This window comes from Sphingopyxis sp. H053 (assembly GCF_001468225.1).
Taxonomy (GTDB): domain Bacteria; phylum Pseudomonadota; class Alphaproteobacteria; order Sphingomonadales; family Sphingomonadaceae; genus Sphingopyxis.
Genome location: NZ_LNRU01000003.1, coordinates 181,390 through 201,063, shown reverse-complemented (window position 1 = coordinate 201,063; position 19,674 = coordinate 181,390). Strand labels below are relative to the sequence as shown.

Below are 19,674 nucleotides of genomic sequence, written 5' to 3'. Positions count from 1 at the left end.
CTTCCGCTAATCCGGGTCGATGTTGACCACATTATATTTGAGCGCCTCTTTCCGCGTCAGGCATCGCCGTGTCGACCGGTCTTCGCCGGTCGCGATCGCTTTCTGCCGGTACATGATATCGGACAGCAGGTCGCGCGAGACATCGAGGCGGATCAGCAGATCGTTATCCTCGGTCGCCATCAGCGCCGCCTCCCGCTCGACATCGCTGATCAGCTCGGTGGTGGACTCGGCGCCCATCGCGACGCTCGACTGAATGGCGTTCTTGTCGCCGGTCATGGTGAACATATGGACCATGAAATATCCGCCCGGGTCGATCGTGCGCGCGCGGCCCCCCATGAAGACGAAATTGCACGCGCTGAAACAGGTCCACCCCGACGGAATGCGGGTCACCATCTGGCGCTCCTTGCTGAATTTGCGGATCAGCAATCCCGCGGCATTGCCGGCGCGCGCATCGCCGCCCGGCGACCGGATCCAGATTTCGCTGATCGACGGATTGTCGGTCAGCACCTTTTCAAGGCGGGCCGGAAGCTCGCTATCGACGCGGCCCTCGGCCAGCAGCACGGTTTCGCCGCTACGCTGGAACGGAGTCAGCACCATCGTCTTATAGTCCGACCAGCTGGGATTGGCGGGGCAGGTCGGATTATCGGGGTCCATGCCGGGCGGCGTCGCGGCGGTGCATACGAGCGCCCCGACAAGCGCTGTGACCGATTTGATCCAATGGTTCATACGATCATCCCCACATAAGGCGGACCCCTAACCGCAGATGCGATCATGCTATGTCATCACCACGGCCAAAACAATATCACGGCATGGGCATTTGGCGGTGTGATCCGCGTCATTGACCCCGCTTGTGAGGCCGTCCATTCGGGCTTAGCCTTGGAGACAAGGGATGGGAGTCAGATATGCGGGCAAAACTGCGATATCGGTCAGGGGTCGGCGCCATTTTTTTGGTGCTGCTGTCGAGCAGCGCTGTCGCCGCGGCCTGGCAAGGCGTGCCGAGCGAAGGCGAGAAGGCCTTTGTCCCGGCGCCGGTCGCCGAACCGGCGCTGCCCGCTCTCCCGGATCGGCCTGTGCTCGATACCCGTAGCTACCCCAAGTGCCGCGAGGATTATAAAAAGATCGACGCGCCGTTCGACAAAGCGGCTGCGATCAACCGCTGCACGGTGGCGATCGACACCTATTATACGCAAAAGATGCTTCCGTATCGCGAGGCGATGATCGTCTATCAAAACGCGTTGTCGTCGCTTTATACGGCCAGGGTCGGGGGCAATATGCGTTATTCTCCGGCGACCCAGGACCGTTTCTATAAAGCCGTGATGGCGGAACACGCCGCCTCCGATCCCGAGGGCGCGAACCTCGCCGCCTATCGCGGGCTTGAAGCGCAGTATCAGACCGATCGCGCCTACCTGGCCGACCGGTTCTGCTTCAACACCGGCTGCAACGGCTATCCGGTTCCCTCCTCGGGGGTCAAAGTCGCCTCACCCGAAGCCACAGGGACGCCGTCTAAAAAGAAAAGCGACGAAACGAAGCGCGCCAGCAGCGACGCCCCCGATCCGAAATGCAAGCGCGCGCGCAAGCGGGGCGGCGCGCTGGGCGGGCTGCTTGGCGGTGTTGCGGGCAGCGCCGTGGGGCTCAAGGGCGTGGGTACGCTCGTGTCGGGGCTGGTCGGCGCAGTGCTCGTCGCCGAAATCGCCTGCCAGCTCGACGAAAAAGAGCAGAAAGTCGCCGCCGAGGCGACCGTGGCGGTCACGAAAAAGGAAGAGGTCGGCGCGACCGCCAACTGGACGAGCCCGACGCGCGAAGGTGTGGCGGGATCATCGACGATCACCGCGCTCAACACCGAGCCCAATGGCAGCAAATGCCTGTCGATCACCGACATCGCGATTGTCGAGGGCGAAGAGACGCGCGTCTCGAAACGCATGTGCCGTTCGAAACCGGGCGAACCCTATAGCATCATGGCCTGACGGCGGCGTTGCGTTTGCACCGCAAGGGGATTAGCGCAGGCGCGATGGACGTCTCCGACCTTCGCATCGCCCTGTTCAGCGGCAATTATAATATGACCACCGACGGCGCGAACAAGGCGCTGAACCGTCTGGTCGGCTATCTTCAGGACCATGGCGCCGCAGTGCGAGTCTATTCGCCGACCGTCGCCCACCCCGCTTTCGAGCCGACGGGCGATCTGGTCAGCGTGCCGTCGATCGCGATTCCGGGCCGCAGCGAATATCGCGTTCCGGTGTCCTTCTCGTCGCGCGTCCGCGAAGACATCGTCAATTTCGCGCCCAATATCGTCCATATCTCCAGTCCCGACCGCGTCGCGCGGCAGGCGGCGGCGTGGGCGCGGCGCCGGCGACTGCCGGTCGCCTGTTCGGTGCACACGCGCTTTGAAACCTATGTCCGCTATTATAATCTGTCGTTCCTCGAACCCGTTATGGTCGCCTGGCTGCGCAAGCTTTACCGCAAATGCGATGCGCTGATCGCGCCGTCCGAAAGCTTTGCGCAGGTGCTGCGCGAACAGCGGATGAACTACGACATCGGCATCTGGACCCGCGGCGTCGAGCAGTCGGTTTTCAATCCCGCCCGCCGCGACATGGCATGGCGCCGCTCGCTCGGGATCGAAGACGATGTGCCCGCGATCGCCTTCCTCGGCAGGCTGGTGATGGAAAAAGGGCTCGACGTCTTTGCCGACGCCATCGACGTGCTTCAGCGGCGCGGCGTGCCGCACAAGGTTGTCGTGATCGGCGAGGGTCCCGCGGGCGAATGGTTCGAATCGCGCCTGCCCAACGCGAACTTCGTGGGTTTCCAAGGCGGCGCGGATCTCGCGCATGCGCTCGCCTCGTGCGACATCTTCTTCAACCCGTCGGTGACCGAGACGTTCGGCAATGTGACCCTCGAAGCGATGGCGTGCGGCCTGCCCGTCGTCGCGGCGCGCGCGACCGGCAGCGCCAGCATCGTCAAGCATGGGCAGACCGGTTACCTCGTCGCGCCCGGCTCGATCACGAGCTTCGCCGACCATCTCGAGCGCTATTGCCGCGATATCCAGCTGCGCGCCGAACATGGCGCGGCGGCGGTGCTCGAAAGCGGCTCCTATCAGTGGGATGCGATCAACCAGGCGGTCGCCGACACCTATATCCGCCTGATCCGCCAGAAACAGCGGCGCCGGAGCTGAGCGTCCGATGGCCGGGGACCTGTTCGGCGAGGATGCACCGGCGCAGCGCGAAGGCGCCGCCACCGGGCCCGTGCCGCTCGCCGAGCGACTGCGACCCCGCACGCTCGCCGATGTCGTCGGGCAGGAACATCTGACCGGTCCCGAAGGCGCGATCGGCCGTATGGTCGCGGCGGGGCAATTGTCGTCGATCATCCTTTGGGGTCCGCCGGGCACGGGTAAGACGACGATTGCGCGGCTGCTCGCCGAAGCCGTCGGTATGCGCTTTGCGCCGCTGTCGGCGGTCTTCTCGGGCGTCGCCGACCTCCGGCAAGCCTTCGCCGATGCAGAGAAGATGGCAGCGGCGGGCAAGCGCACGCTGCTGTTCGTCGACGAGATTCATCGCTTCAATCGGGCGCAACAGGACGGCTTCCTGCCCTATGTCGAACGCGGCACCGTCGTGCTCGTCGGCGCGACGACCGAGAACCCGAGCTTCGCGCTCAATGCGGCGCTGCTGTCGCGGGCGCAGGTGCTGGTGCTGGGCCGTTTGGGTGAAGAGGCGCTGGCAACGCTGGTCGAGCGCGCCGAGGCCGAGGTCAGACGCAGCCTTCCCGTCACCGACGACGCCAGAGCGGCGTTGATCTCGAGCGCCGATGGCGACGGCCGCTTCCTGCTCAACCAGGTCGAAACCTTGTTCGCGACGGCGATCGATGCGCCGCTCGACCCCGCCGAACTCGCGCAGTTCCTGCATCGCCGCATGCCCGTCTACGACAAGGATCGCGACGGCCATTATAATCTGATCTCGGCGCTGCATAAGGCGCTGCGCGGATCGGACCCGCAGGCGTCGCTCTATTGGCTCGCGCGCATGCTCGTCGCGGGCGAGGAGCCGCTTTATGTCCTGCGCCGAATCGTCCGCTTCGCGAGCGAAGATATTGGCCTCGCCGACCCGCAAGCGCTGGTACAGTGCCTCGCCGCCAAGGATGCCTATCAGTTCCTCGGCTCGCCCGAAGGCGAACTCGCGATCGTGCAGGCGTGCCTCTATTGCGCGACGGCGCCCAAGTCGAACGCCGCCTATGCGGCACAGAAAGCGGCATGGGCGGCGGCACGCGAAACCGGCAGCCTCGCGCCGCCCGCCAATATCCTCAACGCCCCGACCAAGCTGATGAAAGACTTGGGTTATGGTGAAGGCTACAGCTACGACCATGATGCGCCCGACGGCTTTTCGGGCGACAATTATTGGCCCGACGATATGGCGCCGGCCGATTTCTATCGCCCCGTCGACCGCGGTTTCGAAAAGCGGATCGCCGAACGCCTCGCCTGGTGGGACGAACGGCGCCGCGCGAAGGGCTGACGCCGGCCTTGCCTCGATGGGCGCATGAGTATAGTTTTGGGACAAGTCGGGTCGCGCCGGAACTGGGGTAGTCATCATGGCATTGGCGCTTGTCCTTGCCGCTGCAGCGACACCGATCCTGTCCTGTCCAGGCGGCACGATTGAAACCAAATGCACCGCTGCGGAGGTGACGGCGAAGATCGCGCTGACCCGCGCGCGCGTCACCAATATCGCGCAGCGATGCCTCTACGACTTCGGCGGGAAATGCAGCGTCGAAGCGAGCGGACGGATCAACGGCCGTGATCCCGGCACCAGCTTGCTCTGGCAGAAAATGCTCCTCGCGCCGCGCGACGGGCCGCAGGCGCGGATGCTTGTGCTGCTGTCGCAGGACAAGGCAGGGAAGGCGGCGCTTGCGGGGTTCGCCGAAAGCTCGGGATCGATCGGGCCGCCCGATCTGGTGGTGGACGATGGCAAGCGCCGGCTGATCCATGTCGGCGGCACGCTCGCCGGAAGCGGCGGCGGCAACGCCGATGCGCTGTTCGTCAGCGAGGCCGCTGCTCCCAGATGGCGCCGCGTCGACCTGTCCGACTGGTCGGAGCAGGGCGGCAAGCTGCTGCCGACGGGCTATTGGCTCCGCGGTCCGGCGCAATTCGCCTTCGACGAGATGTTCGCTTTGGTGCCTGTGGCGCGCGACGGCGACGGCGAGTGCTGCCCGCGCGGCGGCAACGCCTTCTACGATCTCGATATTCAGGGTGACCGGCTGGTGTTGACGCGCCTTCGCTTCCAGCCCATGCAGCCACTGGGGCGCGACATAGAGGTCACCGCCGGGACATTGGAAGACTGATCTGCACCGGGATATGGCGCTGACTTTCGACAGCTGGGACGATGTGGTCGCGTTCGCGTGCGCGCTTCCCGATGTCGAAATGCTTTCCTTTTATGGAACCCCCTGTCCGAAGCTCAACGGCAGGGCGCTCGCCTCGCCGGGGCGCGAGTCCGGCAGCTTCGCCGTGATGTGCAAGCCCGACGAAAAGGAAATCCTGCTTGAAACCGATCCCGACACCTTCTGGCAAACCCCGCACTATGAAGGCTGGCACGCGCTGCTCGTCCGCTTCGGATCGGACGATCCCGATCGCGTCGCCGATGTCATCCGCCGGGCCTGGTGGGATCGCGCAAAGAAAGCGCAGCGGCAGGCTTTCGGCGATCGCCCCTGACCTGCTGCGCGTCCTCGGCGCTGCGCTCCTTGCCGGTGCCGTGCCCGCAGCGGCGCAGGCGCCGAAACCCAATGCCGAGCTGAACCGCGCATGGGCGGCGGGCTATCGCGCGGCCTTCGTCTGCTCCTCCTTGTGGAACGGCGCGGGCAAGCCGGTCGAGGCGATCGAACGCGACGAACTCACGGGCATCTACCCCGAGATCGAGGCCGATGTCCGTGCGCTGAAGGCCGATGTCGACGCCGGGGCGAAGCGGGTGAGCGTGCGCTATCGCGACGACATGCCGCCGCGGATCGCGGAATGGAGCGGGCGCGAGGGCTGCGTCACCCTGCCGATCGGCGCGCAGCCGGCGGCGATGCCCGCCACCGACCGCCGCGCTGACCTCGACGCCCGGCCGTGGCCGATCGGCGACAAGGATGCGCGCCGGCCGGTGCCAAAGAGCAAGAGCCGGTTCGAGCAGACGGCAATGAATATCCACGGTTTCGGCGGCCGCACCAGTTCGCTGCTGATCGTCAAGAGCGGCCGGATCGCATTCGAACATTATTGGGGCGGGCACGATATCCACACCGCGCAGCGCACTTTCTCGGTCGCCAAATCGATGGCCGCGACCTTGATCGGCCATGCGGTGCAGCAAGGCTCGATCGACGTGACGAAACCCGCCTTGATCGCCGAATGGCAGTCGCCGGGAGACCCGCGCGCGGCGATCACGACCGAGCAACTCATGCGCATGGCGAGCGGCCTCATCAGCGACACCGCGGGCAACCGCAGCGATGCCATCTATATGGGCGGCGCATCGGTGCGCCAGTGGACCACGCAATGGCCGCTGCTCGATCCGCCGAACACGCATTATCGCTATGCGAACAACGACACGCTGCTCGCGACGCTGTCGCTGAAGGCGGCGCTGCAAAAGGCGGGTACGCCGCTCGACCCCGCCGCCTTCTTCGACCGGCTCGGCATGACGCGCACCTTCGTCGAACACGACAAGGATGGCGACTATATCCTGTCGAGCCAGGTGTGGACGACGGCGCGCGACCTCGCGCGGCTTGGCCTCCTCTATCAGAACGACGGGATGTGGCAGGGCGAGCGCCTGCTCCCCGCCGACTGGCGCCGCTTCGTCACGACGCCCAGCGGGCCGCAGCCCGACGGCGCGTTCGGCTATGGTGCGGGCTTCTGGCTGCTCAATAAGTCGGAGGGCATCCCCGCCGATGCCTTCGGCGGCTTTGGCAACCGCGGCCAATATGTCATCGTCATCCCGTCGCGCGAACTGGTGATCGTGCGGCAGGGTTATGACGACGACAAGAACCGGCTCGACATCGCAAAGCTCGTCAAGGCGGTCGTCGCCGCCGACAGCTGATTATTCGAAGGGCGGGTAGCGCTCGAACGCGGGCAGTTCGTTCAGCTTCTCCATCCAGCCGATGCGCTCGGCGGTCTGGATCTGCGCCTGCGCGGGGATGAGGTCGGGATCGTCGAGCGTCGCGGTCTGCACGTCGATCTGGCCCGGAAAGATCGCCTCGTTCGAATAGAAGAGCCCGGTGCCGCAATCGGCGCAGAAATGGCGGCGGCCATGCTCGGACGAGGCGTAGACCTTCGCCGTGCCATCGATCTCGATTTCATCGTTTCCGACGAGCGCCCAGCCGACGAGCGGTGCGCCCGAATGGCGGCGGCAGTCGCTGCAATGGCACAGCGCATGATGCTGGACCGCGGTGGTCATCGAATAGCGGATCGCGCCGCAATGGCATTGGCCGCTGGCACGGGGGGCTTGCTCGCTCATCACTCTCTCCTCGTGGAATCGAATGGAGAACATAACATAAACATATACGCCGTGACAATGGCGGTGCCGGCGAAAATCGGCTTAATCGCCCAGATCGACCTGATGCTGCTGCGCCCATGCCTGATACTGGCCGCGCGGGTCGGATGACGGCTGGGCCAGGATCGCCGCCATGTCGGCGCGCAGCGCGCCGAGGTCGAGCGAACGGATCATCGCCTTCACCGGGCCGACGCCGGCGGGGGTGATCGACAGGCGTTCGATGCCGACGCCGAGCAGCGCCATCGCCTCGAGCGGGCGGCCGCCCATTTCGCCGCAGACGCCGAGCGCAACCTTCGACCCCGATACCGTCCGCACGACGCGCGCGAGGTAACGCATGACCGTTGGCGACAGCCAGTCATAGCGTTCGGCGAGCCGCGGGTGCGCGCGGTCGGCGGCGAACAGGAACTGCGTCAGGTCGTTGGTGCCGACCGACAGGAAGTCGAGGTGCGGCAGCATCAGGTCGAGCGTTTCGAGCAGGCCCGGCACTTCGAGCATCGCACCATAGCGGATCGCGACCGGCAATTTCTTGTTGTGGCTCGCAAGCCACGCCCGCTGGCCGACGAACAGGTTGCGCGCGGCCTCATATTCCCACGGCTCGGACACCATCGGGAACATGACGTTGAGCGTGCGCCCCGCGGCCGCCTCCATCAGCGCGCGCGCCTGGACCTTCAGCAGTCCTTCGCGCTCGAGCGCCAGGCGCAGCGCGCGCCAGCCCATCGCCGGATTTTCTTCCTGCGCGCTGCCCTCGACATTCATATAGGGCAGCGCCTTGTCGCCGCCGATGTCGACGGTGCGAAAGATCACCGGCCGGTCGCCGGCGGCGTCGAGCACGTCGCGATAGAGCCGCTGCTGGCGGTCGCGTGAGGGCAGCGTTGCCGACACAAGGAACTGGAATTCGGTACGGAACAGCCCGATCCCGCGCGCGCCGGTCAGGTCGAGTGCGGCGACGTCTTCGCGCAGGCCCGCGTTGATCATCAACTCGATCGGTACGCCGTCCTTGGTGACCGCGGGCAGATCGCGCAGCGACGCGAGGTTGGCGCGGCGCTTTTGCGAGATCTCCAGCTTGGCGTCGAACGCATCCTGCACCGCCTGCGTCGGCCGGACGTGCACCGATCCCGCCGCCGAATCGAGCAGCAGCAAATCGCCTTCGCGGATCGACGCGCGCACGTCGGCGACGCGGCCGATCACCGGCACCCCCATCGCGCGCGCGACGATGATCACGTGCGCCGTCAGCGATCCTTCCTCGAGCACGACACCCTTCAGGCGGCGGCGGTCATATTCGAGCAGCTCGGCGGGGCCGAGGTTGCGCGCGATCAGGATCGAATCCTGCCGCAGTCCGCCCATCTGCGCCGCGGTGCCCATCTGCCCCGAAACGATGCGGATCAGCCGGTTCGACAGATCTTCCAGATCGTGCATGCGGTCGCGCAGCAGCGGATCGTCGATCTGGCGCATCCGCATGCGGGTGCGCTGCTGGACGCGTTCGATCGCCGCCTCGGCGGTCAGGCCGCTGTCGATCGCCTCGTTGATCCGGCGCGACCATCCCTCGTCATAGGCGAACATCTTGTAGGTCTCGATGACCTCCTCATGCTCGCCGCCGACGCCGAAATCGGCCGAGCTCGCCATGCGGTCGATCTGCTCGCGCATCTTGTCGAACGCGGCATAGACGCGGTGTCGTTCGGCCTCGGTATCGTCGGCGACGGTGTGCTCGATCGTGATGCGCGGCTGGTGGAACACCGCGACCCCCGCGCCCATGCCGTCGACCAGCTTCTGGCCGTTCAGCCGCTGTGCCGACTGATCGGCGGCGGCGGCATCGGTGCGCGCGGCGGTATCGACCAGGTCGGCGTTGGCGATCAGTTCGGACAGCACCATCGCGACGGTCTGCAGCGTTTCGATCTCGATATCGTCATACCGGCGCGGATCGCTGTGCTGGACGCACAGCACGCCGACCGCGCGCTCGCGGCGGATGATCGGCACGCCGGCAAAGCTGTGGAACAATTCTTCGCCGGTTTCGGGGCGATAGGAAAAGTCGGGGTGCGCGGCGGCTTCGTCGAGGTTCAGCGTCTCGATCTGGTCGGCGATCATGCCGACCAGCCCTTCGCCAAGGCCGAGGCGCGTGACGTGCACCGCCTCCTGCTTCAGCCCGCGGGTCGCATAAAGTTCGAGCGCGCCATCGCGCAGCAGGTAGATCGAGCAGACTTCGCTATCGAGGCATTCGCCGATAATGCCGACGACCTGATTGAGCTTGCCCTGCGCATTGGAACGCGATGCCATGACCTCGTGCAACCGGGTCAGGATGGTGCGCGCCGACTGGGCGGCCGACGAGGGCGGTGGCGGGGCGTTGGTCATCGCAATCCTGCTAACAGAAGGATGCGGTGCGCGCCAATACCCCGCGCGCGATTGTCGAATTGATTCCGATGCCGTTCGAAGCCGGCGTCAGTGGTTACCCGGCGGAACAGTCACGGAAGCGGTCGGTCCGACCGGCGATACTGGCGCCGGGGTGTTCATGATCGCCGGCCTCGGCGCATATTTCGCATCCCACGCGACGGCGTCGACCTGATACTGGGCATAGGCTTGATAAAATTCGTTGAACGGCTCGTCGAGCCGCGCGAGATGTGCGGGTGCCTGTTCGACGAGCTGCGCGGTCGGGGTCGACGACACGACCTGCGCGATTTCGTTGGCGCGCGCGCAGAAACCGCGCTGCGCCGGCGGCTGCGCGAAATAGTTGAACAACTGCGTCGACAGGCGGTCGCGCGGCGCGATGCCGTTGTTCTTATTTTCCTTGCCGAGCTGGCTGATGACGCTCTTCTCGGTCGACTTGATCACCTTGCCGTGCGTCTTGATGATGTTGTTGTACGCCGAAATGAGCGTCGTTTCCTCGAGCCCGCGGCAGCCGATGGCGGCGACGTTGAGGCCGATCTTGAGCTGCCAGAAGGCACGGTCGCCGGTCACGCCGCTGTTCGCGGTGACGAAGCGCCCGTCGATCCCGCGGCCGGGCAGGATCTGCGTCACTGCAGCATTGCCCGGCGGCATCGGCCGCGGCGGGATGACGACCGCGACGGGCGGCGGCGGGGGCGGGGGAGGCGGCGGGGGCTTCGGCGCACAGGCGGCGACGCTCGCCAGCAGACCGGCTACGATGATCTTACGCGACAAATTCATGACCCACTCCCCATCCGCATATTATGCGGGATCAACCCCGAGCGTGCAACGCCGCTTCGGCCTGTTGCACCAGAGATGCGACGATTGCTGCGGCGCTCTCTTCTTCGGATACCATACCGACAGATTGCCCTGCCATTAACGAACCATTTTCGACGTCGCCGTCGATCACCGCGCGGCGCAGCGCGCCCGCCCAATAATGCTCGATTTCCAGCTGCGCTTCCATCATGTCGACCTGGCCGCTGTCGAGTTTGTTCGCGACCTCGCGCTGCTTGGCGGTGAAGGCTTCGGTCCCCGCATTCTTGAGCGCGCGGACCGGAATCACGGGCAGGCGCGGGTCGATCTGGACGCTCGCGATGGCTTCGCGCGCCGACGCGCGCATGAACGCCTTTTTGAAATTGGGATGCGCGATGCTCTCGGTCGCGCAGACGAAGCGTGTGCCGAGCTGGACCCCCGATGCGCCCATCTCCAGATAGGCGGCGATCGCTTCGCCGCGGCCGATCCCGCCCGCGACAAAGACCGGAACCTCATCGGCCAGGGTGGGCAGGATTTCCTGCGCCAGCACGCTCGTCGACACCGGGCCGATATGGCCGCCGGCCTCCATCCCCTCGATCACCAGCGCATCGACGCCCGAACGGACGAGCTTCTTCGCGAGCGCGAGCGTCGGGGCGAAACAGATGACCTTCGCGCCCGATGCCTTGATCGCCTCGAGGCTGCCCTTGGGCGGCAACCCGCCCGCTAGCACGACATGGCCGACCTTATGCTTCGCGCACACGTCGATCAGTTCGAAGAGCTGCGGGTGCATCGTGATCAGGTTGACGCCGAAATTGCGCTTTGCCAGCGCCTTGGTCGCCGCGATTTCGGTGTCGAGAAGCTCAGGCGTCATCGCGCCGCACGCGATCACGCCGAACCCGCCGGCATTGCTGATCGCGCTGACCAGATGGCGTTCGGAAACCCAGCTCATCGCACCGCAGAGAATGGCGTAGTCGCTGCCGAGAAGCTCGGTTCCGCGGGCCATCAGATCGTTAATTTTGCTCATTGAGCCAGCCTTTGCCAGCACTGGGACTCGCGCGCAATCCCTAGCGTCGTTGCGCCGGTCCGCCTGTCGCACACTTGAATCCGTTCGCCGCGGTCCGTTTGGCGCAACAACCCAACCTTTCGGCGCAGAAAGCAAATCAATCATTGTCTACTAAATTACTTGGCATATGCTTGGCCGGCGAATCCACGAGGGAAAGGAAATATCATGAGCGCTATCAACGAAGTCGCCAAAGGCGGCTCCGAAGACGTGCCGCGCGCCATTCAGACCGTGCTCGAAGCACTCGACAAGCTGAAGTTCGGTGCGATCCAGCTGACCGTGCATGAGGGCCGTCTTGTGCAGGTCGATGTGACCGAGCGGCACCGCTACCCCAACTGAATTTTTGAGCTCCCAAAGGGGACATGCGTCCCCACCTGCCGCAGACCGGACCGCCGGATGTGGTGATTTCTTATGCAACAGGAAATGACCCATGACTGCGAAATATCCTTCGGTCCGCCGCCGCGTGCGGGCCTCGTCGCTTACCTTGTCCATCTTGCTCGCGTGTGCCGCGACGCCCGCCGCGGCGCATGAGGCTGCGGCGTCCGACGATGCCGGGGCGGCAACGTCGGCGGCCGCTGACGATGCCGCAGCGCAGGCCGAGGGCGGCAGCTATGGCGGCGAAATCATCGTCACCGCACGCCGCCGCCAGGAAACCGCTCAGGACGTCCCGATCGCCATCTCGGTCGTCGCGGGCGAACAGATCGACAATACGGGCAGCTTCAACGTCGGCCGCCTGACCCAGCTGGCGCCGACCCTGCAATTCTACTCGTCGAACCCGCGCAACACGGCGGTCAACATCCGCGGTATCGGCGCGCCGTTCGGCCTGACCAACGACGGGATCGAACAGGGCGTCGGCATCTATGTCGACGACGTCTATTATTCGCGCGTCGCCTCCTCGACCTTCGACTTCCTCGATGTCGCGCAGATCGAGGTGCTGCGCGGGCCGCAGGGCACGCTTTATGGCAAGAACACCACGGCCGGCGCGATCAACATCACGACCAACCAGCCGACCTTCGATTTCGAGGGCAAGGCCGAGGTCAGCATCGGCAATTTCAATTTCAAACAGGCGAAGGCCGCGATCTCGGGCCCGCTGTCGGACACGCTTGCGGCGCGCATCGCGGTGTCGTCGACCAGCCGCCGCGGCACCATCTATAACGTCACCAGCGACCGTTGGACCCAGAGCCAGGACAATATCGGCATTCGCGGGCAATTGCTGTGGCAGCCGAACGACGACCTCAGCGTTACCCTTTCCGGCGACTGGAACAAGCAGGACGCGGTGTGCTGCAGTTCGGTATTCGTCCGCACCGGCGCGACGCAGCGTCCGCTGAACCGTCAATACGCCGCGCTCGCGGCGGCGCAGGGCTATGTGGTGCCCAGCACCAATCCCTATGACCGGCTGACCGACCTCGACGCGAACCTCAATGCCGGCAACGAGATCGGCGGCGCGGCGCTGCGCGTCAAATGGGACATCGGCCCCGGCACGCTGACCTCGGTCACCGCATGGCGTTATTGGGACTGGCAGCCTGAAAACGACCGCGATTTCACGGGCCTGCCGATCGTCACCAAGTCGCAAAACCCGTCGCAGCAGGACCAGTATACGCAGGAATTGCGTTACAATTACACCGGCGACCGCTTCGATTTCGTGCTCGGCGGCTTCTATTATTACCAGCGCATCGACACGCAGGGCACCGAAGCGCACGGCCCGGCGTCGAGCCGCTGGACGCTCAACCCGACCAGCGCGCTCGCCAACAATCCGGCGGTGCTGAACGGGCTGACCGCGATCAACACCCAATATCTGAAGAACACCAGTGCGGCGCTGTTCGGTCAGGTCAGCTGGAAGGTCACCGACCAGTTCACGATCCAGCCGGGCGTTCGCCTGAACTATGACAAGAAGGACGGATTCTATCAGCGCCGCGTCTTTGCGGGCGACGGCACCCCCGTCGTTTTCGGTCCGACCGACGCGATCACCGTCGCGCGGCTCGGCGTATTCGCGCCGCAGGAAATCTCGCCGTCGTTCAGCGACTGGAACTTCAGCTATGACCTGACCGCGACGTACAAGGCGACGCAGGATCTGCTGTTTTACGCCACCTATGCCAAGACGTTCAAATCGGGCGGCATCAACCAGAATGGCGTACCGAGCGACGCCGCGAACAACCCGATCCTCGACGCGGCGACGGTGAAGCCCGAATCGGTCAACCATTATGAAGCAGGGGTGAAAGCCGAATTCCTCGACCGCGAGGTGACGCTGAACCTCACCGCCTTCCGCACCGACATCAAAAATTATCAGGCCAATGTGAACAATGGCCAGTTCGGGGTGCTGCGCGGCTATCTCGCCAATGCGGGCAAGGTGCGGACGCAAGGCGTCGAGTTCGACTTTTCGGCGCGGCCGAGCGAGCGGTTCCGTTCCTATGTCAACGGCGCCTACACCGACGCCAAATACAAGCGCTTCGTCGACGCGCCGTGCCCCCCCGAACTTTCGGGCGGCACCACCGTCGGCGCGGGGCAGACGCCGGGCGCGCCCGGCCGGCCGGGACTCAGCCCCGCGAATTGCGACATTTCGGGCCAGCGCCTGCCGGGCGTGTCGAAATGGGCTTTCTCTTTCGGGGCCGAAGCGAACGCCGAATCGAAGCTGTTCGGGCAGGATGGCCAATTCTATCTGGGATATGACGGCAGCTACCGGTCGCGCTTCTCGTCGAACCCGTCGCCGTCGGCCTACACCTGGATCGAGGGCTATTCGCTGTCGAACTTCCGCGCGGGTTTCCGCACCGAGAACGGCATCGACATCTTTGGCTGGGTCCGCAACGCGTTCGACAAGAAATATCTTGACCAGTTGAGCGTCGGGCCGGGCAACACCGGTTTGATCGTCGGCCTGCCGGGCGACCCGCGGACGTGGGGCGGGACGATCAAGGCGAGCTTCTGAGTCTCCAATTATCAGCGCCCAAATGAAAAGGGGCGGCCCGCGGGCCGCCCCTTTCTCATGCAGCCTGTGTCAGCGCTGCTGCGGGTTCTGGCGGCCCTGATCGGGACGCTGGTCGCTGCCGGGCTGGCGGTTCTGGCCGCCCTGCTGCTGTTGCTGGCGGCGCTGTTCTTCGTCGCGGTCCGCCTGCGGTTTCTTTTCATTCGGTTGGTTGGGGGTGTTAGCCACTTTCCATCTCCTTTTGCCGCTTAAAACATAATCATGCGGCATGGGGTCAACCCGTCCCGCCAAGCCGATGTTCCGCCACTCGTCGCATTTTCGCCGGGCCGTGGCGGTTGCGCGACAAGGCCAGCGAACATCTTCGCGGCCGCGGCGTTGTAATCGGACCACTCAATCACTGAATTCACCTTATTCGTTTAGGTCGATTGGCCGGCGCGGCCTATCCTCCCCTGGTCAGAGCGAAAGGATGGTGTGACCGACTCGGTGCTTGCCTGCGCCGAAACCACCCGGCGACCTTGAAGTCGTCGGCTCGTCATGCGCCGGTCATCCGGCCGCGTCAGCATTCCCAAACCATAAAAGGCCCGAACCATAAAAGGAGAGACTGCATGAACGACCCCACCCCCATCGATCCCGCGGGCGGCTGCCCGGTTCACCAGCCCGGCGGCGCGCGCGCGCTGCTCGGCCGCACCAACAAGGACTGGTGGCCCGAGATGCTGGCGACCGAGATCCTCAACCCCAATGGTTCGTCGAACCCGCTGGGCGACGATTTCGATTATGCCGCGGCGTTCAAGTCGCTCGACTATCAGGCGCTGAAGGCCGACCTGACCGCGCTGATGACCGATAGCCAGCCTTGGTGGCCGGCCGACTATGGCCATTATGGGCCCTTCTTCATCCGCATGGCGTGGCACGCCGCGGGCACCTATCGCACCGCCGACGGCCGCGGCGGCGCGAACAGCGGGCAACAGCGCTTTGCGCCGCTCGACAGCTGGCCCGACAACGGCAATCTCGACAAGGCGCGCCGCTTGCTGTGGCCGATCAAGCAGAAATACGGCAACAAGATCAGCTGGGCCGACCTGTTCATCCTCGCCGGCAATGTCGCGATCGAAAGCATGGGCGGCCCGGTGTTCGGCTTCGGCGGCGGCCGCGCCGACGTGTTCGAGCCCGAGCGCGACATCTATTGGGGCAGCGAAGACAAATGGGTGAACCAGGGCGTGCAGACGCGCATCGCCCCCGAACATGGCATGCACGAGATCGAAGGCCCGCTCGCCGCGATCCAGATGGGCCTGATCTACGTCAATCCTGAAGGGCCGCAGGGCAATTCGCACGACAATGAAGGCATGGCGCGCGACATGAAGGAAACCTTCGCGCGGATGGCGATGAACGACGAGGAAACCGTCGCGCTGACCGCGGGCGGCCATACCTTTGGCAAGGCGCACGGCAACGGCGACGCGTCGCTGCTCGGCGCCGCGCCCTCGGGCGGCGACCTCGCCGCGCAGGGCTTTGGCTGGGTCAGCGGGCATGAGAGCGGGGGCATTGGCGAACATACCGTCACCAGCGGCCTCGAAGGCGCGTGGACGAACACGCCCGACAAATGGACCGACAATTTCTTCCGCCTTCTGTTCGACTATGATTACGAACTGGTGCAGTCGCCCGCGGGCGCCAACCAGTGGCAGCCGATCGACCAGAAGGAAGAGGATATGGCCCCCGCGGCCTGGGATCCGAACATCAAGGTCCCGACGATGATGACGACCGCCGACATGGCGCTGAAGCGCGACCCGGCGTACCGCAAGATCAGCGAGAAATTCCGCGACGACCATGACGCGTTCCGGGACGCCTTCGCGCGCGCCTGGTTCAAGCTGACCCACCGCGACATGGGGCCCAAGATCCGTTACCTCGGCCCCGAAGTCCCTGCCGAGGACCTGATCTGGCAGGACCCGATCCCCGCGGGCACCCGTCCATCGGACGCCGATGTTGCGGCGGTGAAGGACAAGATCGCCAATAGCGGCCTGACCGTCAGCCAGCTGATCAAGACCGCCTGGGCGTCGGCGAGCACCTATCGCAAGTCCGACTTCCGCGGCGGCGCCAACGGCGCGCGCGTCCGGCTCGCGCCGCAAAAGGATTGGGAGGTCAACGAACCTGCCATGCTCGCCAAGGTGCTGGATACGCTCGACGGGCTGCGCGGCAATCTGTCGATCGCCGATGCGATCGTGCTCGGCGGCGTGGTCGGGCTTGAAAAGGCGATCAAGGATGCGGGCTTTAGCGTCGCGGTGCCCTTCACCGGCGGCCGCGGCGACGCGACCGCGGAACAGACCGACGCCGACAGCTTCGCGGTGATGGAGCCCGAGGCCGACGCCTTCCGCAACTATCTCGGCAAGAAGAAGCTGGCGGTGAAGACCGAAGAAATGATGCTCGATCGCGCCTCGCTGCTCGGCCTGTCGGTGCCCGAAATGATCGTGCTGATCGGCGGGCTGCGCGTGCTCGGCGCCAATCACGGCGAGCGCGGGCATGGCCATTTCACCAAGCGGTCGGGCCAGCTGACGAACGACTTCTTCGTCAACCTGCTCGACATGACCAATGTGTGGAAGGCGGTCGAGGGCTCGGACGATCAGGAATATGTCGCGACCGACCGCAAGGGCGGCGGCGAGACGTGGCGCGCCACCCGCGCCGACCTGATCTTCGGCTCCAACGCCGAACTCCGCGCGGTCGCCGAGGTCTATGCCGAGACCGGCCATGAAGAGAAGTTCGTGAAGGACTTCGTCAAGGCCTGGACCAAGGTAATGAACGCCGACCGTTTCGACCTCGCCTGATCTTCTGGCGCCGCTGTCCCCGCATCATGCAGCGGGGACAGCGGCGGCCGCTCAAGACGACGGGTCGCGACCCGCCCCCGGGGACATGGGCCCGGGGGCGGGTCTTTCTTTTTTGGGTGAGGGTGCGGCTCCGCAGCTGATCGACGCAACGCGACGTTTCACCGCAACCAATGTTAACAATGTCAATTTATTCTTGACGCCGACGCGATCTGCAACCAATGTTTACGTCGATAACATTGAGTCGGAAAGGACAGGCGGATGAAAACCTTGCTCTACGCTCTCGGACCGATGCTGTTCGACTCGCTCGGCGTGCTCGTCTTTGCGGTGCTGCTGGTCGCCGGTGCGGGGATCGTGCCCGCGACGATTGCGGGCACCGTCGTCGCGCTCGGCGTCGTCGGTTTTGAACTCGCGCGTGGGAAGAAGGTCGCGGCGCTGCAGTGGATCAGCCTGGCCTCGGTGCTTTTCACCGCCGCGGCGACGCTCTTTACGGGCGATCCGCGGTTCGTGATGGCGAAGCCGACGATCGTCTATCTGATCGTCGGGTCGGTGATGCTGCGTCGCGGCTGGCTCAACCGCTATATCTTGCCCGAGCAGTTGGAACTCGTCGGCGATGTCATGGACCGCTTCGGGATGATCTGGGCGGCGCTGATGTTCACGAGCGCGGGGCTGAACCTCGTCATCGCGCTCTTCTTCACCGCATGGTGGCCGCTGTTCATCGGGATATTCCCGCTGGCGTCGAAATTCGGGCTGTTCGCGATCCACATCGCGGTGGTGCATTTCATCGGGCAGGCGCGGCTGCGCCGCCGCGCGGGCGGCGAGCTGCAGCACATTTCGCCCGTCATCCCAGCGAAAGCCGGGATCGCTGGCGGCGTGGAATGACGACAGCGGCTCCAGCTTTCGCTGGGGCGACGTAACCTATTACTCGGCGTCGAGCCCGTAAGCGGTGTGGAGGACGCGCACCGCGAGTTCGGTTTCGTCCTCGTCGATCAGCACGCTGACCTTGATCTCGCTGGTCGAGATCGCCTGGATGTTGATGCCGCGGTCGGCCAGCGCGCGGAACATCGTGCTCGCGACACCGGCGTGGCTCTTCATCCCGACGCCGACGACGCTGATTTTCGCGACCTTGTCGTCGCTGATGATGCGGTTGAAGCCGATCTTGTCCTTCGCGGCTTCGAGCAGGTCGATCGAGCGGATGAGGTCGATGGCGGGAACGGTGAAGGTCACGTCGGTCTCGCCCTTTTCGCGGCCGACGTTCTGGATGATCATGTCGACGTTGATCCCGGCCGCGGCGAGCGGGCCGAAGATGTTCGCGACCGCGCCCGGCTTGTCGGGCACGCGCGTGACGATGATCTTCGCTTCATTCTTGTCGTGGGCGATGCCGGTGATCAGCTGCCGTTCCATCTGATGTTCCTCTATTTCCTCGTCGCTGACGATCATCGTGCCTTTTTTGGGAGCCTCGTCGCCCTCGACGAAGCTCGAGAGCACCTGCACGCGCACGCCCTCTTTCATCGCGAGCCCGACCGAGCGCGTCTGGAGCACCTTGGCGCCGACGCTCGCGAGTTCGAGCATTTCCTCATAGGTCACATAGTCGAGCTTGCGCGCACGCGCGACGATGCGCGGGTCGGTCGTGTAGACGCCGTCGACGTCGGTATAGATGTCGCAGCGGTCGGCTTTGAGCGCCGCCGCCACCGCGACCGCACTGGTATCCGATCCGCCACGGCCGAGCGTCGAGACGCGGCCGTCGTCCATCAGGCCCTGGAATCCCGGGATGACCGCGACCTCGCCCTTCGCCATCGCGGCGCCGAGCGCGCCGGTGTCGATGTCGGCGATGCGCGCGCGCGCGTGCGCTTCTTCGGTGCGGATCGGGAGCTGCCAGCCGAGCCAGCTGCGCGCTGGGGTGCCCATCGCCTGCAAGGTGAGCGCGAGCAGGCCCGAGGTGATCTGTTCGCCCGCGGCGACGACGACGTCATATTCGGCGGGGTCGTAGCGCGGGTTCGCCTCGCGGCAGAAATTGACGAGCCGGTCGGTTTCGCCCGCCATCGCCGAGACGACGACCGCGACCTCGTTGCCTTGTCCGACTTCGCGCGCGACGAGTTTCGCCACGGTGCGAATCCGCTCGGTGCCCGCCATCGACGTGCCCCCGAATTTCATCACGATCCGCGCCATGTCGCCCCGCTTTCTCAATCTGGTTTCGGCCGCAACTTTTCCAAGCATTTCCGCGGCGCTCGCGCTGTT

At 65.1% G+C, this 19,674-nt stretch carries 17 protein-coding genes; 10 read left to right on the top strand and 7 right to left on the bottom strand.

Annotated features, from left to right (window positions below):
• Positions 1-6: 6 nt before the first annotated feature.
• Positions 7-726, bottom strand: a complete 720-nt coding sequence (locus tag ATE70_RS06760; RefSeq protein WP_058537181.1) for a hypothetical protein — start codon at positions 724-726, stop codon at positions 7-9.
• Positions 727-950: 224 nt separating this feature from the next.
• Between ATE70_RS06760 and ATE70_RS06755 the strand changes: the two genes are divergently transcribed.
• The 6 genes from ATE70_RS06755 (at position 951) to ATE70_RS06730 (ending at position 7,034) form a co-directional block, all read left to right on the top strand.
• On the top strand, positions 951-1,964 hold the full coding sequence (locus tag ATE70_RS06755) for a hypothetical protein (protein ID WP_156420160.1): 1,014 nt from the start codon (positions 951-953) through the stop codon (positions 1,962-1,964).
• 44 nt (positions 1,965-2,008) lie between these two features.
• Complete coding sequence (locus ATE70_RS06750; RefSeq protein ID WP_058537179.1) at positions 2,009-3,166, top strand: glycosyltransferase family 4 protein; 1,158 nt, start codon at positions 2,009-2,011, stop codon at positions 3,164-3,166.
• 7 nt (positions 3,167-3,173) lie between these two features.
• The gene (locus ATE70_RS06745) at positions 3,174-4,493 is read left to right on the top strand and encodes a replication-associated recombination protein A (RefSeq protein ID WP_156419767.1); all 1,320 of its coding nucleotides are present in this window, start codon (positions 3,174-3,176) and stop codon (positions 4,491-4,493) included.
• Positions 4,494-4,569: 76 nt separating this feature from the next.
• Complete coding sequence (locus ATE70_RS06740; protein ID WP_058537178.1) at positions 4,570-5,316, top strand: hypothetical protein; 747 nt, start codon at positions 4,570-4,572, stop codon at positions 5,314-5,316.
• 13 nt (positions 5,317-5,329) lie between these two features.
• Entirely contained in the window at positions 5,330-5,683 is a 354-nt protein-coding gene (locus ATE70_RS06735; RefSeq protein WP_231732610.1) for an MmcQ/YjbR family DNA-binding protein, read from the top strand.
• The gene (locus ATE70_RS06730) at positions 5,613-7,034 is read left to right on the top strand and encodes a serine hydrolase domain-containing protein (protein WP_082640015.1); all 1,422 of its coding nucleotides are present in this window, start codon (positions 5,613-5,615) and stop codon (positions 7,032-7,034) included. The genes ATE70_RS06735 and ATE70_RS06730 overlap by 71 nt, the downstream gene beginning before the upstream one ends.
• Here the strand turns inward: ATE70_RS06730 and ATE70_RS06725 are convergent, their stop codons facing one another.
• The 4 genes from ATE70_RS06725 to ATE70_RS06710 all read right to left on the bottom strand — a co-directional run bounded on the left by ATE70_RS06725 (position 7,035) and on the right by ATE70_RS06710 (position 11,679).
• Complete coding sequence (locus ATE70_RS06725; protein WP_058537177.1) at positions 7,035-7,451, bottom strand: GFA family protein; 417 nt, start codon at positions 7,449-7,451, stop codon at positions 7,035-7,037.
• A gap of 81 nt (positions 7,452-7,532) precedes the next feature.
• A complete protein-coding gene (gene ptsP, locus ATE70_RS06720) occupies positions 7,533-9,833 on the bottom strand; it encodes a phosphoenolpyruvate--protein phosphotransferase (protein ID WP_058537176.1) in 2,301 nt (766 codons plus the stop codon).
• Positions 9,834-9,920: 87 nt separating this feature from the next.
• Entirely contained in the window at positions 9,921-10,643 is a 723-nt protein-coding gene (locus ATE70_RS06715; protein ID WP_058537175.1) for a hypothetical protein, read from the bottom strand.
• A gap of 31 nt (positions 10,644-10,674) precedes the next feature.
• Complete coding sequence (locus tag ATE70_RS06710; RefSeq protein ID WP_058537174.1) at positions 10,675-11,679, bottom strand: NAD(P)H-dependent flavin oxidoreductase; 1,005 nt, start codon at positions 11,677-11,679, stop codon at positions 10,675-10,677.
• A gap of 204 nt (positions 11,680-11,883) precedes the next feature.
• Between ATE70_RS06710 and ATE70_RS24170 the strand changes: the two genes are divergently transcribed.
• Together ATE70_RS24170 and ATE70_RS06705 are read left to right on the top strand one after the other, a co-directional pair.
• Positions 11,884-12,054, top strand: a complete 171-nt coding sequence (locus ATE70_RS24170; protein WP_081940683.1) for a YezD family protein — start codon at positions 11,884-11,886, stop codon at positions 12,052-12,054.
• A 91-nt stretch (positions 12,055-12,145) separates the two neighbouring features.
• Entirely contained in the window at positions 12,146-14,635 is a 2,490-nt protein-coding gene (locus ATE70_RS06705) for a TonB-dependent receptor (RefSeq protein ID WP_058537173.1), read from the top strand.
• Between the two features lie 69 nt (positions 14,636-14,704).
• On the opposite strand, the gene ATE70_RS24725 is transcribed toward ATE70_RS06705, so the two are convergent.
• Complete coding sequence (locus ATE70_RS24725; RefSeq protein ID WP_156419693.1) at positions 14,705-14,860, bottom strand: hypothetical protein; 156 nt, start codon at positions 14,858-14,860, stop codon at positions 14,705-14,707.
• A gap of 377 nt (positions 14,861-15,237) precedes the next feature.
• On the opposite strand from ATE70_RS24725, the gene katG reads away from it, so the two are divergent.
• Complete coding sequence (katG, locus tag ATE70_RS06695) at positions 15,238-17,439, top strand: catalase/peroxidase HPI (RefSeq protein WP_058537171.1); 2,202 nt, start codon at positions 15,238-15,240, stop codon at positions 17,437-17,439.
• 258 nt (positions 17,440-17,697) lie between these two features.
• Positions 17,698-18,318, top strand: a complete 621-nt coding sequence (locus tag ATE70_RS06690; protein WP_082639823.1) for an inner membrane-spanning protein YciB — start codon at positions 17,698-17,700, stop codon at positions 18,316-18,318.
• 39 nt (positions 18,319-18,357) lie between these two features.
• Here the strand turns inward: ATE70_RS06690 and ATE70_RS06685 are convergent, their stop codons facing one another.
• On the bottom strand, positions 18,358-19,605 hold the full coding sequence (locus ATE70_RS06685) for an aspartate kinase (protein ID WP_058537170.1): 1,248 nt from the start codon (positions 19,603-19,605) through the stop codon (positions 18,358-18,360).
• Positions 19,606-19,674 lie beyond the last annotated feature (69 nt).

What these genes read in the sequence shown, in the direction of transcription:
- ATE70_RS06760 (WP_058537181.1), bottom strand. Translation starts at nt 726, where the DNA reads ATGAACCATTGGATCAAATCGGTCACAGCGCTTGTCGGGGCGCTCGTA.
- ATE70_RS06750 (WP_058537179.1), top strand. Translation starts at nt 2,009, where the DNA reads ATGGACGTCTCCGACCTTCGCATCGCCCTGTTCAGCGGCAATTATAAT.
- ATE70_RS06745 (WP_156419767.1), top strand. Translation starts at nt 3,174, where the DNA reads ATGGCCGGGGACCTGTTCGGCGAGGATGCACCGGCGCAGCGCGAAGGC.
- ATE70_RS06740 (WP_058537178.1), top strand. Translation starts at nt 4,570, where the DNA reads ATGGCATTGGCGCTTGTCCTTGCCGCTGCAGCGACACCGATCCTGTCC.
- ATE70_RS06735 (WP_231732610.1), top strand. Translation starts at nt 5,330, where the DNA reads ATGGCGCTGACTTTCGACAGCTGGGACGATGTGGTCGCGTTCGCGTGC.
- ATE70_RS06730 (WP_082640015.1), top strand. Translation starts at nt 5,613, where the DNA reads ATGTCATCCGCCGGGCCTGGTGGGATCGCGCAAAGAAAGCGCAGCGGC.
- ATE70_RS06725 (WP_058537177.1), bottom strand. Translation starts at nt 7,451, where the DNA reads ATGAGCGAGCAAGCCCCCCGTGCCAGCGGCCAATGCCATTGCGGCGCG.
- ptsP (WP_058537176.1), bottom strand. Translation starts at nt 9,833, where the DNA reads ATGACCAACGCCCCGCCACCGCCCTCGTCGGCCGCCCAGTCGGCGCGC.
- ATE70_RS06715 (WP_058537175.1), bottom strand. Translation starts at nt 10,643, where the DNA reads ATGAATTTGTCGCGTAAGATCATCGTAGCCGGTCTGCTGGCGAGCGTC.
- ATE70_RS06710 (WP_058537174.1), bottom strand. Translation starts at nt 11,679, where the DNA reads ATGAGCAAAATTAACGATCTGATGGCCCGCGGAACCGAGCTTCTCGGC.
- ATE70_RS24170 (WP_081940683.1), top strand. Translation starts at nt 11,884, where the DNA reads ATGAGCGCTATCAACGAAGTCGCCAAAGGCGGCTCCGAAGACGTGCCG.
- ATE70_RS06705 (WP_058537173.1), top strand. Translation starts at nt 12,146, where the DNA reads ATGACTGCGAAATATCCTTCGGTCCGCCGCCGCGTGCGGGCCTCGTCG.
- katG (WP_058537171.1), top strand. Translation starts at nt 15,238, where the DNA reads ATGAACGACCCCACCCCCATCGATCCCGCGGGCGGCTGCCCGGTTCAC.
- ATE70_RS06690 (WP_082639823.1), top strand. Translation starts at nt 17,698, where the DNA reads ATGAAAACCTTGCTCTACGCTCTCGGACCGATGCTGTTCGACTCGCTC.
- ATE70_RS06685 (WP_058537170.1), bottom strand. Translation starts at nt 19,605, where the DNA reads ATGGCGCGGATCGTGATGAAATTCGGGGGCACGTCGATGGCGGGCACC.